General features: G+C 65.4%; 14 protein-coding genes and 1 pseudogene. 1 reads left to right on the forward strand and 14 read right to left on the reverse strand.

Annotated features, from left to right (window positions below; genetic code table 11):
• Positions 1-228: 228 nt before the first annotated feature.
• From ACRXBZ_RS24035 to ACRXBZ_RS24085, 11 genes and pseudogenes are all read right to left on the reverse strand, one after another.
• Entirely contained in the window at positions 229-477 is a 249-nt protein-coding gene (locus tag ACRXBZ_RS24035) for a recombinase zinc beta ribbon domain-containing protein (protein ID WP_433881015.1), read from the reverse strand.
• Between the two features lie 48 nt (positions 478-525).
• Entirely contained in the window at positions 526-873 is a 348-nt protein-coding gene (locus ACRXBZ_RS24040; RefSeq protein ID WP_433881016.1) for a recombinase family protein, read from the reverse strand.
• 79 nt (positions 874-952) lie between these two features.
• The gene (locus ACRXBZ_RS24045) at positions 953-1,672 is read right to left on the reverse strand and encodes a recombinase family protein (RefSeq protein ID WP_433881017.1); all 720 of its coding nucleotides are present in this window, start codon (positions 1,670-1,672) and stop codon (positions 953-955) included.
• Positions 1,673-2,303: 631 nt separating this feature from the next.
• Positions 2,304-2,648: a hypothetical protein gene (locus tag ACRXBZ_RS24050; RefSeq protein WP_433881018.1), complete on the reverse strand. Its 345-nt coding sequence runs from the start codon at positions 2,646-2,648 to the stop codon at positions 2,304-2,306.
• Between the two features lie 423 nt (positions 2,649-3,071).
• Positions 3,072-4,124 carry a replication-relaxation family protein gene (locus ACRXBZ_RS24055; protein ID WP_433881019.1) on the reverse strand — a complete coding sequence of 351 codons (1,053 nt, stop codon included), beginning with the start codon at positions 4,122-4,124 and terminating at the stop codon, positions 3,072-3,074.
• Between the two features lie 165 nt (positions 4,125-4,289).
• On the reverse strand, positions 4,290-4,886 hold the full coding sequence (locus ACRXBZ_RS24060) for a hypothetical protein (RefSeq protein ID WP_433881020.1): 597 nt from the start codon (positions 4,884-4,886) through the stop codon (positions 4,290-4,292).
• 336 nt (positions 4,887-5,222) lie between these two features.
• Positions 5,223-5,414: a hypothetical protein gene (locus ACRXBZ_RS24065; RefSeq protein WP_433881021.1), complete on the reverse strand. Its 192-nt coding sequence runs from the start codon at positions 5,412-5,414 to the stop codon at positions 5,223-5,225.
• A gap of 297 nt (positions 5,415-5,711) precedes the next feature.
• Positions 5,712-6,062 carry a hypothetical protein gene (locus tag ACRXBZ_RS24070; RefSeq protein WP_433881022.1) on the reverse strand — a complete coding sequence of 117 codons (351 nt, stop codon included), beginning with the start codon at positions 6,060-6,062 and terminating at the stop codon, positions 5,712-5,714.
• A gap of 429 nt (positions 6,063-6,491) precedes the next feature.
• The gene (locus ACRXBZ_RS24075) at positions 6,492-6,959 is read right to left on the reverse strand and encodes a Ku protein (RefSeq protein ID WP_433881023.1); all 468 of its coding nucleotides are present in this window, start codon (positions 6,957-6,959) and stop codon (positions 6,492-6,494) included.
• A 128-nt stretch (positions 6,960-7,087) separates the two neighbouring features.
• Positions 7,088-7,540, reverse strand: coding sequence for a hypothetical protein (locus ACRXBZ_RS24080; protein ID WP_433883953.1), 453 nt, complete (start codon positions 7,538-7,540; stop codon positions 7,088-7,090).
• A gap of 476 nt (positions 7,541-8,016) precedes the next feature.
• Positions 8,017-9,696 (reverse strand): annotated as a pseudogene (locus ACRXBZ_RS24085) (TOTE conflict system archaeo-eukaryotic primase domain-containing protein); the annotation flags it as partial.
• Between the two features lie 48 nt (positions 9,697-9,744).
• On the opposite strand from ACRXBZ_RS24085, the gene ACRXBZ_RS24090 reads away from it, so the two are divergent.
• Positions 9,745-10,953, forward strand: a complete 1,209-nt coding sequence (locus ACRXBZ_RS24090) for a hypothetical protein (protein ID WP_433881024.1) — start codon at positions 9,745-9,747, stop codon at positions 10,951-10,953.
• A gap of 7 nt (positions 10,954-10,960) precedes the next feature.
• Here ACRXBZ_RS24090 and ACRXBZ_RS24095 read toward each other — a convergent pair whose 3' ends face one another.
• The 3 genes from ACRXBZ_RS24095 to ACRXBZ_RS24105 form a co-directional block, all read right to left on the reverse strand.
• A complete protein-coding gene (locus tag ACRXBZ_RS24095; RefSeq protein ID WP_433881025.1) occupies positions 10,961-12,418 on the reverse strand; it encodes a plasmid pRiA4b ORF-3 family protein in 1,458 nt (485 codons plus the stop codon).
• Between the two features lie 652 nt (positions 12,419-13,070).
• Positions 13,071-13,919, reverse strand: a complete 849-nt coding sequence (locus ACRXBZ_RS24100) for an ABC transporter ATP-binding protein (RefSeq protein WP_433881026.1) — start codon at positions 13,917-13,919, stop codon at positions 13,071-13,073.
• Positions 13,916-14,317: a GntR family transcriptional regulator gene (locus tag ACRXBZ_RS24105; protein ID WP_433881027.1), complete on the reverse strand. Its 402-nt coding sequence runs from the start codon at positions 14,315-14,317 to the stop codon at positions 13,916-13,918. Before ACRXBZ_RS24105 ends, ACRXBZ_RS24100 begins: the two co-directional genes overlap by 4 nt.
• Positions 14,318-14,330 lie beyond the last annotated feature (13 nt).

The following is a 14,330-nucleotide window of genomic DNA, read 5'->3' on the forward strand; positions in this document are numbered from 1 at the left end:
CTGCCTGGTTCGGCTTCATCTGCGGCGTCGAGCTCGGCCACGGTGGTGAGTGTGGCTTTCTTCTGGGCTTCGAGTTCGTTGTAGCTGCCGCGTAGTCCTTTGGTGAAGGGGTCGTCGAGGTCTCCGTCTTGGGCTTGCCGCAGGATCGAGTTCTGGCGGCGGGCAATGTCGGCGAGTACCCGTTGGAGACGTTCGCGTTCGGCTTGGCGTTCGCGGGTGGCGCGGTCGTCAATGCCGTCGCGGTCGGCTGCCAGGATCTCCCGCCGGTGCGGGCCGAACTGTCCACCCACCCAGATTTTTCCGTGTCCGCTGACACACCGCATCAAGTACGGCGTCTTCGCGAAGGTAGACGGTCCTGGGGTGGCCCTCGTACTTGTCGGGTCTGCCGCGGTTGTTGTCCCGCGGCCAACAGAGGTAGTAGGGCCTGTTGTGCCGCTCTCCGCCGAACATCCGCCGCCCGCAGCCGCAGAACACCATGCCCGGAACAGGTACGTCCGCCGAGCCTCCGGGTGCGCGTTGCGGTCGTTACCCGCGCGGGAGCCGCGCTTGGCCTGGGTGCGGGCGGTCATCTCGTCGAACATCCACTTCGGGATCAAACGGCTCATGCGTGGGCTTGGGCGACCACACCCACTTGACGGGGTCGTTGACCTTGCCCCGCTTGGACCGCGACGCGCGCCGGTTGAACACCTGAAACCCGGTGTATTTCGGGTTTCGCAGGATCTCGTAGATGCTCGTCTTGCCCCACGCTCCACGTGCCCGTTGCTTGCCGGGCGGCACTGGCGGCGGGTAGCGCTGCGGGTCGGCGTTGAGACGTTCGGCGATGGTGTCGTAGCCGAGTTGTTCGTGGTAGCGCCACTGCGCGATCTGCGCCACCGTCTCGGCGCACAGCCCGTCGGGTTCGAGTCGGGTCTTGGTCTGGCCTTTGTCGGCCTTGGTGGGATTGGGGTGGCGGTTAGGTCTTGGCCTTGTACCCGTACGGAGGTTTGCCGATGTTCCAGCCTTCACGCACGTGGGTGCACAACCCGCCCCAGGACTGTTCGAGGGTGTTGATCACCTCATATTCGGCGATGGACTGGTTGATTCGCCGCTGCAGCACGCGCTGGGCACGGCTACCGCTGAGGGTGATCGGCTCGTTGGAGGCGAACAGGGGCACGTCCGCCTTCTCCAGCTCGCGCTCGACGGACAGTCCCTCAAAGGCGCGGCGGGCGACGCGGGAGATGCTTTCGCAGATCACCACATCGAACCGGCGGCCTGGATGCTGTGCCTCGTCGAGCAGGTCGGCGATCCCGCCGTCGCGGGCGATGGGGATGTCGAACCGCTCGTAGTTCTCGCCGTGGCCACGCTGATCGAGCTCCATCCGACCGGACTCGACGTCGTAGAAATGCGAGACGATGACCCAGGATTCCGGGATTGGGGTCTTGCAGTTGCCCAGCTGCCGCACTAGCGACTGGCGTGGGTCCTGCTGATCCTCGGTCGACGTGCGGCCGAGGAAGGCCACCCGCACTTCGTCGCGCAGCAGGGTCGCCGTGGACATACCCAGTGGCGATACCGCATAGTCGGACAAGCCCGACGGGCCCGAGGCCCGCACGGGCATCGTGGCCGAGACCTCGGCGGTGCGCCGCAGGACCCCAGGGGTCGGGGGATTCACCGCGGATTCGTCATCGGTGGTCACGACGTCTCACCTCCTCATACTCAGATGTTCCGCATTGTGCGTTCTGCGCCCATTCCAAGAGGTCTCGAATCACAGCGGACAGTTTCCCGCGGATTCGCTTGGAATCGGCATTCTCAACCCAGATGACACGACCGGTGAAATCCCGTCCTCCGCGTCGTTTCTGCTGGCTATGATACCTCCAGTCGATGTTGCCGGTCGACGTTTGATCGGCCCTTGTGTCGCTGTTTTCGGGTGATTTTCTGGGTCGTGGAACGGCGACCGGACTGGGTGCGCCGGCAGGCGCCCTCGGCGTGGGATCCGGGGCATCGTTGTGGCTGGTGGTGGCAGGTTCGGGCTCATGGGCGGGCTGTCTGCTCACACATTTCTAAAGCGCAGGTATTGACGCTCAGTACGGAAAGGGCCCAGCAGAGACGCTCGATTGTTATATTCTTCTTGGGTGTTTATCGGGAGGCCTCGCGCGGACCCTGGTTATCGATACCAGTCTGGCTCCTGTCGGTTTCGCCGATCACGGGTATGTCCTGCGGGAATGGCGGGTGTAAGGGGCCGTTGGTGCCCCGTGCTAGAGGACGGGGCACCAACGGTGTGCTGGACGGCGGGGTCAACGACCCCCTGCACGGGGCAAGCAATCCGATCATGCCGCTGTGTCTTCCTCGGGATCATCTGCGTCACGATCCTTGCCGTGTTGCTGGGTTCGGGCCCAGCACAGCAGATCCCCGATGACGTCGGCGAGTTCGGCACGTAGCTGCTCGCCGTCCGGGCCGCCGACGCGGGTGATGTGGCCGGTGAAGTGGCGGTCGTGGCCGCGCGTGCGTTTCTGATCATGCCGCCAAACCGGCTGGTCACCTCTGGTTTGTGGCAGGTTCTCGATGTGGTCGTCGGGGGCTGTGCGGGGTAGCGGGATGATCGACGCGGCGGCATCGTCCCCGCTCGGCGACTGATCGTCGGACTCGTCCGGGGTGCTGTGGTCGGGATACATGGCGATGTCTCCTGCCGCAACGCCCACACGCGGGTGGGAGGGTCGCGGGTGCTGGTCGTGGTCACGGGGCAACCGTCGACGCAGCGGACACGCACCAGCCGGGGCACCCGCATCCCTTGCCTCGTGGGCTGATCTGGTTGCGGGCACGCGCCATGACGCGCGCTGTGGGGGCTGGCAGTGTCGGCGTACTACGGCCGGTGGGCTTCGACTCCCCGACTGCACTCGGGCACCCGTCGGGGCCAGCGATCACCGGCCGACTGGACTCCTTTTCCTCCTGCCGAGACGTGCTCCGAGAACAGCGAGACATATGCCGAGACCGCAGTCCCGGTCGGTCTCGCTGGTCCCACTCGCGGTCTCGGCATGGTCTCGCCGGGGAGACCACACAGGACGATCGACGCAGGAGTCCAGATTCAACACAGGGATTCAAGCGATCCGCTGCTCGTACTCGTCGTTGAGGTCGTCGTCGTAGAGCATCACCTCGTCATCCAGGTTGTCACCTCCTCGCGCCTCGGGCTTCGGGTGGTGGGTGGATACGGTGACGGGTGGGCGGTTTTCGGCCAGTCCCACGAGTTCCCGGTCCATGGGGTCAAAGGCGGCCTCGCTGTAGGGCTGGCCCAGCCACGGTGCGTGCGGCTCGATGTACGGTCCCCGCTGCGGCAACTCCGCCAACCTATAGCGCCGCGCCACTGCGTCATCGGAACCTGGTCCCCACAACGCCCATACCGGCCCGGCTGGGCCGTCGGGGTGCGCCTGGTCGCGTGGGGTGGTGGCGATCACCAGCGGCGGTCGTGCGGTGCCGACCGTGCGCCGGAGTGCTTGCCGCAGCGCCCGTTCCCGTTTCGCTGAGTGAACCGAGAACAGCAGGATGCCGAAGGAGTCGGTCGGGAAGGTGCTGTAGTCGGCGATCTTGCGTGTGACCTTCGACAGGGCCTCGGTGCCCGTGTCGTATTCGAGGAAGAACCGTACCCACTGGCCGTTCTCGGCCCAGCAGCCGTATCCGTCCGGATACAGCTTCACCGTGCTGTTCCAGAAGAACCCGGTGCACCGCTGCTCCGACCACCACTGCCTCAACCCACACGCGTCCGCGTCGCTGCCTGTGGCCTCGCGCGCGTCGTTGCGGATACGGCGGGCATAACCCGCCAGTTCGCAGAAGAATCCGTTGACGCCGAGGTGGTGGTCGAGTTTGGGCCACCACGCCAGCCGTTCCAGCATTCGCTGATGCGCGGGTCGCGTCGGTGGTTTCCCGGCGCGCTGTGCCGCGATGGCGCGTGCGCCAAGGTAACCCAGTGCGAATCGCGTCTGACTGATGCCGCCGTCGCGGTAGGACTCGCGGAAGCTGAACAGCACGCCCAGCCTTCGCAACTGCGCCAGCCGATCCTGCGTGCGACGCACGGACGCGAACTCCGCCGCAGCGATCTGCTGGGTCGTCAGCACTTTGTGCTCACCCAGCAGACCCAGGATGCGACGAAGGTGCATGTTGCGTAGGACCAAGGTCCCGATACCTGCTCGATGGGCCCTGTGCAATGCGTCTCGCAGCAACGCAAAGACCTTGCCGTACTCGGGTGCGCCGGGTGCGAGGTAGTAGGTGTCTTGTGGATGGGGTTCAAGAGTGACCTTTGACCACGCCGAGTCCCAGCAGGCCTACTGGATAACCAGGGCCATACCGCCGCGTTGGCGCGGAAAATGATCAGCGACAGGTAACCCTTTCGAAGCTAGCGGCAGACCGGAATCCGGTTTCGTTCCGACGACTATAAAGTATCGTGCCCCAACGGCGGCTCCATAGTCGTGTGATAATTTGAACCAGCTTATTCCAAGGGCATTGTCCAGTACTTCGGGTGCGTCGTCGCCTTGCAAGAATTCTGGCGCCAGTAGCATTTGCCCGTGGGACATTTCCTCGCGGAGGAGTGATGCCAGGCCGCACCGCGTGACGTCAATCCGCCAAGTGTCACGCCGAGCGACTGCGGCGGAGAAATACCGACCGCTGTCCAGAGCTGCATGATGCATGGCCTGGAGGATCGCGGATGGCGTGCTCGACAAGGCGCCTGCTGTCGGTACCGCGAGGAGCACATTCTGCAAGAGGCTTGTCAACTGTTCGTCAGGCAACTCTTCTGCCATGTCGAGGTGCAGCGATACGACTGCGGCGAAGAGCGAGTCGCTACTGCTCTCCGTCCGGTATCCGGTCAGCACAGAACTCGATTCGGGTGAGCCGAGCGACAACGCATAAGGAATAGGAATCATCTTTTCGCCGAACTATTTAAGGGATCAGGTTGAGAATAATCTGACTACCACGCATGATCAGGATTTGCCCATTCGGAAATAGATAAGTTAATGTGCCTTTGTTCTGCAATACGTATGCACCGGCACTTGTGGCTGTTGCGACTCCAGCTGATAAACCGAGGCCTTCTGTCGCGGTGGCAACAATGGCGAGTGCGTCCATTGCACTCTTAGGGGCGCCCCCGGCGAATCCTGATTGAATTGCGTGCAGGACTCCTGCTAATTTTGGGCTCACTGCGCCAGTAGCGATCGCGGCCTCTGCCGTGACAGTGCCCGCCGTGGCGGCCGAGCTGACAAGAGCTACGTCTGCCCCGACGGCGGCCGCCGCGGTCCCCGCGAGTTCTCCAGCAACCGGCATACCGGCAGCGGTACCAGCCGCAACTTCTGCAACCGCCGCACGAGCAGCAGTACCAGCCGCAACTTCTGCAACCGCCGCACGAGCAGCAGTACCAGCCGCAACTTCTCCAGCGCCGACAGCCGCGGTCCCCGCACCCGCAGCCCCTGTAGCCCCCCCAATGAGACCGGTACCCCAGGCGAGCGCTAGACCAACGCCTACCAGCGCGAGGACGGCGACAACTGCGATCGCGGTGTTTCGCATCGTATGGTCGACAGTCGCCGGCGTGTGATCGACAGTTGGCGGCCCCAACGGCGGCGGTGGCGGCGGGGCAGGGCCGGGAACAGGAGCCGGGACGGGTACTACCGGACCAACGTCTTGTTGACCGGGGTTTTCGCCCTGCTGACCGGGGCTTACGCCTTGCTGACCGGGGCTTACGCCTTGCTGACCGGGGCTTACGCCTTGCTGACCTGGGTCTTGGCCTTGCTGACCTGGGTCTTGGCCTTGCTGACCTGGGTCTTGGCCTTGCTGACCTGGGTCTTGGCCTTGCTGACCTGGGTCTTGGCCTTGCTGACCTGGGTCTTGGCCTTGCTGACCTGGGTCTTGGCCTTGCTGACCTGGGTCTTGGCCTTGCTGACCTGGGTCTTGGCCTTGCTGACCTGGGTCTTGGCCTTGCTGACCTGGGTCTTGGCCTTGCTGACCTGGGTCTTGGCCTTGCTGACCTGGGTCTTCGCCCTGCTGACCCGGGTCCGCAGGCGACGGATTATCGTCGTCTGGCGGAGGGGTGTTCGAGTGCAGTGGATCAATCGCAATGATACTAATAGCCTGTCCCTGCACAGGCTGAGCCTCTGCCCGAAATGGCGTCAGGATTCCCCAGATAGTTAGCGCAAGGAGTGCCACAGGCAGAAATACGAGCCATTTTCTCATTCTGCCTTTCCGGAGCTTAGAAGATCCGGCTGGTGTCTGATATCGCCAAGATCTCAACATCATTCTAATCCACCTCAGGCAGCCTTAGCATCGCTTGCTCGCTAGTTGGCGTTCGCCCAGAATCATTATGCTCACTGGCCGCGCTGCCTAGCTGGCCTTAGGTTGTACGAATTGCATACATCTCAGACAGAAGTCTGTCTATTGCAAAAACTCCGCTACACTCGCCCCTTCCTCTCGACCAGCCTTTCATTCAAGCAACATCGCGTGATCAAGACCAGAGGAGAAAGACCTAATCAAATCTGCCAAAGTCAATGCAGGCGATCTATCCGGCCGCGATCACCCCACGCTGCTTTCCTGCGCCGACAACCTCGCGCGGGCAGGCCCCCGCAGTCCCGGCCTTGATCACTGCGGCACCGCAGCCAAACCCGGCCTGCCGGGCACGTCCTCAGCCGCCCAGCAATGACCCGAGTCCGGTCACTGACCAGCCATGCACAAGTGTGCCGCGTGCCGCGCACGTCGATGGGGTCGATGTCGTCGAGGTCGACGAAGCCGGCGATCTCCAATGACCGGCTTCGGCCGGGGGCGATGTCCTCCAGCTCCTTGGGTTCGACGACCACCCAGCCGTGCTCAGTGGGATAGCCCTTGACGATCTCGGCCGTGGGGACCTCGTCGCCGGTGCGTTCGTTGACGCGCTTGTGGCGGACGCGGGCGGCCGTTCCTCGCTGGATCTGGTGGAAACGGATCGTGTGGTCCTCGGTCGCGCTGAACAGCTGCACCGGTATGGCGACGAGCCCGAAATGACAGCACGCCGCCCCAGACGGCCGCCATCGCCACCACCTCCTTCGCCTCTGGTCTTCGGGGTCTAGTCCAGCTTCGGCGGAGCGACCGATGCCAGAGGCGGAGGTCATTGTTGGGTCTGGTTGAGGGTGCGGGTCAGTTCGCGGTTGGTGGCGCGGGCGGCATCGAGTTCGTCAGTGCGGTCCTGGAGCTGCTGCTGGAGGTCCGTGATCTGCTGTTCGAGGTGTGTGATCCGGCGTTGGAGTGTGTCGACGTCGGTCGGCGAGCCTAGGCCGGTTTCGCGCCAGGTGGCTTCGCCGAGGGTTTCGGAGAGGCGCTTCTCCAACTGCGCGATGTGCTGGGTTTGCCGGCGGTTGCGTTCCATCGCGTTGGCCAGTTCGGTCATGAGCGATTGGCGGCTGGCGGTGACACCAGCGGTTGTGTCGGCGGTGCGATCGGCTTGTGCCTGGAGTTGGGCGTGGAGGTCCGGGTGCCGGTAGATGAAGCTGCGATGGACCCGGGCGACGCGGGCGACTGCCGAAACGCTGAGGTCTTCACCGGACGTGGCGAGCTGGTTGATTGGCTTTGATGACGCGCTGGCGACGGTGCGTGCTGTCCTGCTTGCGGGCTTGGGTCAGTGGTGTGGTGGTCACTAGTCATGCCACCGCGAAGTACGACCGGGTCGAGGCCGCGTTGCCGGAACTGGCTGGTGAGGCGTTCGACGTGGCTGGTCCATTGGGTGAGGACCAGGCAGCGCCGTCCTCGGTTCAGGGCTGCGGTCACATCGTCTGCCACCTGGGTGGTGCGGGCGTCGTGGGCGACGAGGTCGCGGTAGATGGCAGCCATCCCGCCGGGCTTGGTGGGGTCGGCGTCGCCGGCATAGTCATAGGTGGTGTCGTGCACGTGCAGCACGGGCGTTGGTCGCTGCCCAGCTTGCTCGAGCGGGAGCTGAGGCGTCTCGTCGGTCTTCGGTTGGGTGGTGTGGGTGATGGTGTGGCGGACCGGGCCGAGTTGCAGTGCGATCAGGTCGTCGAGCTTGTCACGGCGGTACGGGGTGGCGGTGAGGCCCAGCCAGCGTCGTGCCGGGATCTGTCTTACGGCGTGTTCGAACGCCGCCGCAGGGATGTGATGGCACTCGTCCACCACCACGAGGCCGTACCTACCGACGAGTTCCTCGATGTTGTCCTTGCGCGCCAGCGTTTGCAGCATCGCGATGTCGACGGTGCCGTAGGTCTTGCGGCGGCCACCGCCGAGCTGGCCGGCCTTGACACCGAGAAGGTTGCCGACTCGGGTGCGCCACTGGTCGGCAAGGGCCTTGCGGTCGACGAGTACGAGCGTCGACGTCGCGTGGGCGGCGATCAGCGCGCAAGCGATGACGGTCTTGCCCGCACCGGGTGGTGCGACCAGGACGCCCAGGTCGTGTTCACGTAGCGCTTTCACCGCGTGTTGCTGTGGCCGGGTTAGTGCGGCGGTGAAGGTGAACTCCCGCGGCTCGCCGGTTGCTCGCTCGTCGGTGACATCGAGGCGGCTTCCCGATTGGTCGACCAGCGCGGCCACGGTGTCGGTCAGACCGCGGGGCAGAATGAGCCCACCGTCGAGCGTTTCGTCATAGCTGCGTAGAAATCGCGGCGTGTCCCAGGTGGACATTCGTAGCCGCTGGCGTTCGTAGAACTGCGGGTTGGGCATCGACGCGGCGTGCTTCAGTGTCGCGTGCAGCGCGGGCGACAGCTCGCCGGCCTCCACTCGGACTCCGGCAGACAGCCGCGCGTGCACGATCGGTGGCGGTGTGACCCGTATCCGGGTCGACACCGGTGCGCTGACCCGATCGATGCTCGCGCCGACCGTGACCTGCCCGGCCTTACGTGCGACCCGGTTGATCTCCGCCGGGCTCATCCGGCCGAGCGAAGAGAGGAATGCCCACTGGTCGTCGTGCGGTTCCATCGTGGCCAGGTCAAGGAACACTGTGGCTCCGCGTGCGCGAGCCTTGCCGTGCAAAGGCGCGGCTATCAGATTGTCCACGCCGCCAGTCGGTAGCACATCCTGGGATGGGAACAGCCGGTCGTAGCTGGTCAGGTCCATTTGACCGCGCACCGCCATCGCCTCCCGCAGCAGTGCGGTGCCGAGCTTGCGGGCAGACTCGGCCGGCACGGGTGTGGCGAAGAACACCCACGTGTGCGCTCCGAGCCCGGATCGGGACACTTCCAACGCTGCGGGCACCGACCAGGTTCGGGCGGCCTTCAAGTACGCCAGTGCGTCGAGCATCGCCGTCGGCCCGTCGAAGTCGGCCGCCAGCCACCAGCACAGATCGTCGTCCAGCAGCGGATACAGCCCGACATGTGTGTCCCCGGTCAGGTGGGCACGCAGCACCTCTTTCGTGAGTGGCAAATAGGCCCGGTCTTCGTGCCGCACGCCCTTGCGCCACCCACCACGCACCGCCGGAAGCCAACCGGCCTTTCCAATGCGCGAGTTCTCCCACCGCGTGGCATAGACATCAGTCCGGGCCGCGAACAAGGCGGCGAAGAACTCCACCTTCACTTCGGGCGCCGACTGCCGGTCGACCGGGCCCGGACGTCCCTCGAAGTAACCCGTTTGCGCCGGACCGGGTGGCGCCGCTTGCTTTGGCGTCAACTCCAGCAGACGCAACAAGCGCGCGTTCTCCTCCCGCAGTTGCGCGGTCAATGCGCGTAGGCGCGCCAACTCCTCCGCCGACTGGAGATCGTCGTCCACACGACCCACCGTAGAGCCGTTGCCCCCGTCCAGCCCACAGACCGATAGGGTGCCGCGATGGCCACGCAGACAACGTCTTCCGTCGACAGCGATATCTCGATCGACGATCTGATTGACCGGGCTGGGGATCTCAAGGGCGAGCTCGTGGCGTTCGCCCAAGGCCCTCGCTTCGCGCGGCGTTTGGACGCGGTACTGTCTGAGACGGCCGATCGATACGGCTATCTCGACGAGAGCACGGCCGTCCTCGCCATCGACTACTTCGCGTTGCAGCACCGCCTGTCCGGCGGTCGCACCGTGCTCGAACGGTTCGTCGCGCAGCGGCGGCCGCCGCTGGCGGAGGCCGAGCGGGAGATGCTGCTCGGGTGGCATGACGTCGTCGAGGGCTGTTTCGAGGTTCGCCGGTTCGACGGGGACGCCGTTCTGCTGCACAACCTCGTCGACGATGTGGTTTACCGCGTCTACTCGAACATGGGACGAAAGGTGCTCGCCAAGCTCCGCGCAGGCATGTTCCTCGTCGGACGGATCGTGCCGCTGCACCCCGCGACCGATGCCTGGCTGGTGACCGGGCACTTCTCCGCCTTCCCGAAGTCGGCGCGACGGGAGATCGCCCAGGCTGCTGCCGAACAGCTCACCTCAAATCCGGAACTGCTCCGCCGCAACCCGGCCATGCTCCGCAAAGCCTGGGAGATCCAGGCCGAACACCGCGCGGACTTCATCGACCAGGTCGGCGCCGACATGATCGTGCTGCCGCCGGACGATGCTCAGGAGACGTTGCGTGAGCACTACCGCCGCCAACGGCAGCGGGCGATGGCCAACCTGGACGCCAGAACAGCCAAGCGAGTGGCGAAAACCGGTCCAGCACCCGAGCAGCTGGTACAACTGCCCGAGGACATGCTCGACGCTGACAGCATCGCGCTGATCTACGACGAGGTCGAAGGACTCAACCACTACCGCGACTTCGGCCGACTGGTCGCGCTGTTCGCCGACCCCGGGCTGGCCAGCGATCGCACCTACCTCGCCCAGCTACGCGAGTACCTCAACGACGAGTCGGTCGCCCCGTTGGCGATCCGCCGGCTAGTACAGTGCCACCCCGACGGGGCTGACCCGGTATTCCGTGCCCTGCTGCGCAAACCCGGCTTCACCTGGGCGCGTGACGGGGAGAAACTGCTCCGCCGCCGCAAGAAAGCCTACTTCGACCGCGAACCGACCCCCAGCATCTCCACAGTCGGCGAACGACTCGCCGAACTTCTCCGCGCCACCCGATAGCGATGGTTCAGGACAACCAACGTGCCAGGCCGTCCCAGGCGGTCGGCGGCGTTACGGCGGACGGTGACCGGCCCAGGTAGGTGACGTACGCGGCGTGCAGCCACGCCTCGATGGTCCCTGGCCGGAACTCCAGGTCTGCGAAGGAAACCAGGCTCTTCGCGTGCTTTCCCTTGCAACGAGCGCGAAGTTCGAGCGTGACGTCGTCCTCGACGAGTCCGGTCACAACGACGGGGTTGCCCAGCAACGTGGCGGGGACCGGGAAGTCGATCTCCTCGTCCAGCACGGTCTGGAAAGCGGTCATCTGTTCGGCTTCGCCGTAGGCGTCGGTGAGTATGACCTCGATGTCGTCACGCAGTCGCGCTTCGGCCTCCTGCCCACCACTGCCCAGCCGGGCGAGGCGTGTGTTGATACCGGTTTTGTCGAAGGTGATCCACGCGGGCTCGTCGTCGCAGTCCTCGACAGGTGCGTCGCCACGGCCGTCCACACAGATCGGATGAGTGGCGGGGTGTGTCTGCTCGAGGACCTTCTCCAGGGTGATCTCGTGCCGCCAGTCGTCACCGAAGTCATAGGTGTAGGTGATGGGTTTGCGGGCACGGGCGAACGCGGCGGCCAGGATGATCTCGTTTTCGTCATACTCGGTGTCGAAGCACGGGTCGCCGTACCGGCGCCGTCCGACGGTGAACGCGTGGAGATGGTCGTCGTCCCAGGCGAACGCGACCTGGATGACCTCGTGCAACTCGCCCAACGCGGCGGATGCCTGCATGTGGACACGGCGCCAGCACGCTGGCCGCACGTGCTGCAGAGTGATCTTGAGCTGGTACGTCCCGTCTTCTTCCGCGTCGTCGGACGAGCCGAGCAACGACACGCCTCGGGTGCCGATCGTGGACAGGGCCCAGCGGCCAAGTGGAGTGATCCGCCGCTCCGGCGTGCCGGTGACGGCGCCGAAAGAAGCCAGCAACTCCAACGTCACCTCCGCCGGATCGTTCACGCCGAACCCTCGATCGAAGGCCCGGTACAACTCGTACCCCGCATTGAAGACGACGTGACTGATCGCGCTCGCCAGCTCGGTGTGGGTCGGCGCCGGTTCGCTTGCCAACACGGTAAGGGCGAGCCGGCCGATCTCCAGCGCTTCCGATTCCTCGTCACTGTCGAACAGGCTGGTCAGGGCCGCCGCGAAACCCCGGGACCAGAGGTCGAGCACCTCATCGGGGTCGGCGGCCTGCCAGCCCGCCAGGTCCGCCGACACGGCGCGACCGCCATCGATGGACAGCAGCCCCGCACCGAGTGCCGCCGTCCACGGCCAGTGCAGCGCGGGCACATCCGCCGCGCTTCGTACCCGCTCCGGCAACGCAATGCCCAGCGCACGACCCGCCACCGGCACGTCCGCCCGCCGCAGCACACGTTTGGCCGTCACCGCCCGGCCCGTGCCAACCCAATCCGCCAGGACAACCGCGTCCCGCAGCACAGCACATTCACGCGCCGAGCTAGCAAGATCATCAACAAGATCGTTACCGCCCACCGAACAAAGGGTAGAGCCATCCCACGTCCAAAGACCAAGCGGCCAGACGCGCTGTGCCTACGCCAGGCCGGAGTCATATGGCCCTGCTCGCTTGCGACTGCCGTTGCGCGGGTTCGACCGGTGCTTCACGGACATCGCGGTCATCAAGCACCATCTCCCCGGGCACGGCGACGACGTACCACCTCCACCGTGGCCGAAACCAGCAGCTCACGGAGGGAACGGGCCCGTGTAGATGCTGTACGAATCGCACCGGGGGCACGTCCGTTTTCGGGGCTTGCGGGATGGTGGCGGTGAGAGGTGAGGGGCACCCTTGGGTGGCTGAACCGATGGCTGAACCGCTCAAGGGTGCCCCTCACCTCGAAAGCAAGGGAGTCGGAGATGGGTCGACCGCCCCTGGAGATCGGCCGGTTCTCTGACCGGCTTGGGCGCAAGCGGCTCTACCTCGGCGGGGTCGCCGTCACCGGCGCTTTCGCCTTTCCGTTCTTCTTGCTGCTGGACACCCGGAGCACCGTGCTGATCTGGGCCGCCATGATCGTCTGGCTATCCATCGGCAGCACGGCCGGGCGCTCAGAACGGGAACGCCCGACCGGCGCGGTGATCAGCGGCTGCCCTGCCGAGCCCGTAGGTAGTCCGTCACGAGCCCTTCGAGCTCCGGCCGCTGCCCCTCCCAGCCCGCCGCGAGCGAGCCGGGGGTGCGCACAAGCGAGCGCTGCTGCCGGCCCGTTCGTCTCGTGTGGATCACCGTTCCGGTGATCGAGGATCCGTCGTCGGCCGGGCCGATGACGTCGAGGTGGTCGTCGAGGATCTCCTCGATATCACCGTTGAGCAGCACCTGCCCGGCGTGCAGCAGCATGAGGTGATCGCACACGTCTCGCAGTTCGCCGAGCGAGTGCGAGGACAGCACCACCGTCATCCCGCGCTCGGCGACATCGGTCATCACCAGCCGGAGAAAGTCCTCCCGGGCGAGCGGATCTAGATCCGACATCGGCTCGTCGAGCAGCAGCAGCTTCGGCAGCCGGCCGAGGCTGAGCGCGAGCGCGAGTTGGGTGCGCATGCCCTGCGACAACGAACTGACGCGGCTGCTGCGATCCATCTCCGGGTGCGCGGCCAGGGCCTCCTCCACCCGCTCCGGCGACCACCGCTGGTTCACGGCGCCGACCGTCCGGATCATCTCCGCGATGGTGAAGTCCTTGTACAGCGGGCGATGCTGCGGCAGGTACGCCGCGTCCGGGTGCAGGCGGCCGCGCACCTCGTCACCGAACACCCGCACCTGCCCGGCCGACGGCCGGATCAGTCCGGCCGCCAGCCCGAGAAAGGTGCTCTTGCCCCCGCTGTTCGCGCCGACCAGCCCGATCACCTTTCCCTCGGGCAGTTCGACGGTGCAGTCCCGGAGCGCCTGCTTCCGGCCGTAGCTCTTGGACAACCCGGTGGTGCGCAACACGCTCATGATGCGTTCGGCCCCTCAACGTGGAAGTGCTCGTCTCGGACGGCAACATAGACCGCGTCGATGGCCTCAACGGCGAGACCACCGCTCTTCGCGCGGCTCATCCAGTCCTCCAGATCGCGTCGCAACGGCGCTTCGACGGCGGTCAGCTCGCTCGCCAGCGAACGCGTCACGAATGTTCCCACCCCGCGCCTGGCCTCGACCAGTCCGTCGCGTTCGAGTTCGCGGTACGCCTTGAGCACCGTGTTCGGATTGACCGCCGTCGCCTCCACCACCTCACGCGCCGTGGGCAGCCGATCACCGGGCCCCAGCAGGCCCAACCGCATGGCCTGTTTGACCTGCTGGATGATCTGGACGTACGTGGAGACCCCGGAACGACGGTCGATCCGGAACTCGATCATACGGCCCAGCATA

Source organism: Saccharopolyspora hattusasensis, assembly GCF_050972075.1.
GTDB classification, from domain to species: Bacteria; Actinomycetota; Actinomycetes; order Mycobacteriales; family Pseudonocardiaceae; genus Saccharopolyspora; species Saccharopolyspora hattusasensis.

What these genes read in the sequence shown, in the direction of transcription:
- ACRXBZ_RS24035 (WP_433881015.1), bottom strand. Translation starts at nt 477, where the DNA reads ATGGTGTTCTGCGGCTGCGGGCGGCGGATGTTCGGCGGAGAGCGGCAC.
- ACRXBZ_RS24050 (WP_433881018.1), bottom strand. Translation starts at nt 2,648, where the DNA reads ATGTATCCCGACCACAGCACCCCGGACGAGTCCGACGATCAGTCGCCG.
- ACRXBZ_RS24055 (WP_433881019.1), bottom strand. Translation starts at nt 4,124, where the DNA reads ATGCACCTTCGTCGCATCCTGGGTCTGCTGGGTGAGCACAAAGTGCTG.
- ACRXBZ_RS24060 (WP_433881020.1), bottom strand. Translation starts at nt 4,886, where the DNA reads ATGATTCCTATTCCTTATGCGTTGTCGCTCGGCTCACCCGAATCGAGT.
- ACRXBZ_RS24090 (WP_433881024.1), top strand. Translation starts at nt 9,745, where the DNA reads ATGGCCACGCAGACAACGTCTTCCGTCGACAGCGATATCTCGATCGAC.
- ACRXBZ_RS24100 (WP_433881026.1), bottom strand. Translation starts at nt 13,919, where the DNA reads ATGAGCGTGTTGCGCACCACCGGGTTGTCCAAGAGCTACGGCCGGAAG.
- ACRXBZ_RS24105 (WP_433881027.1), bottom strand. Translation starts at nt 14,317, where the DNA reads ATGATCGAGTTCCGGATCGACCGTCGTTCCGGGGTCTCCACGTACGTC.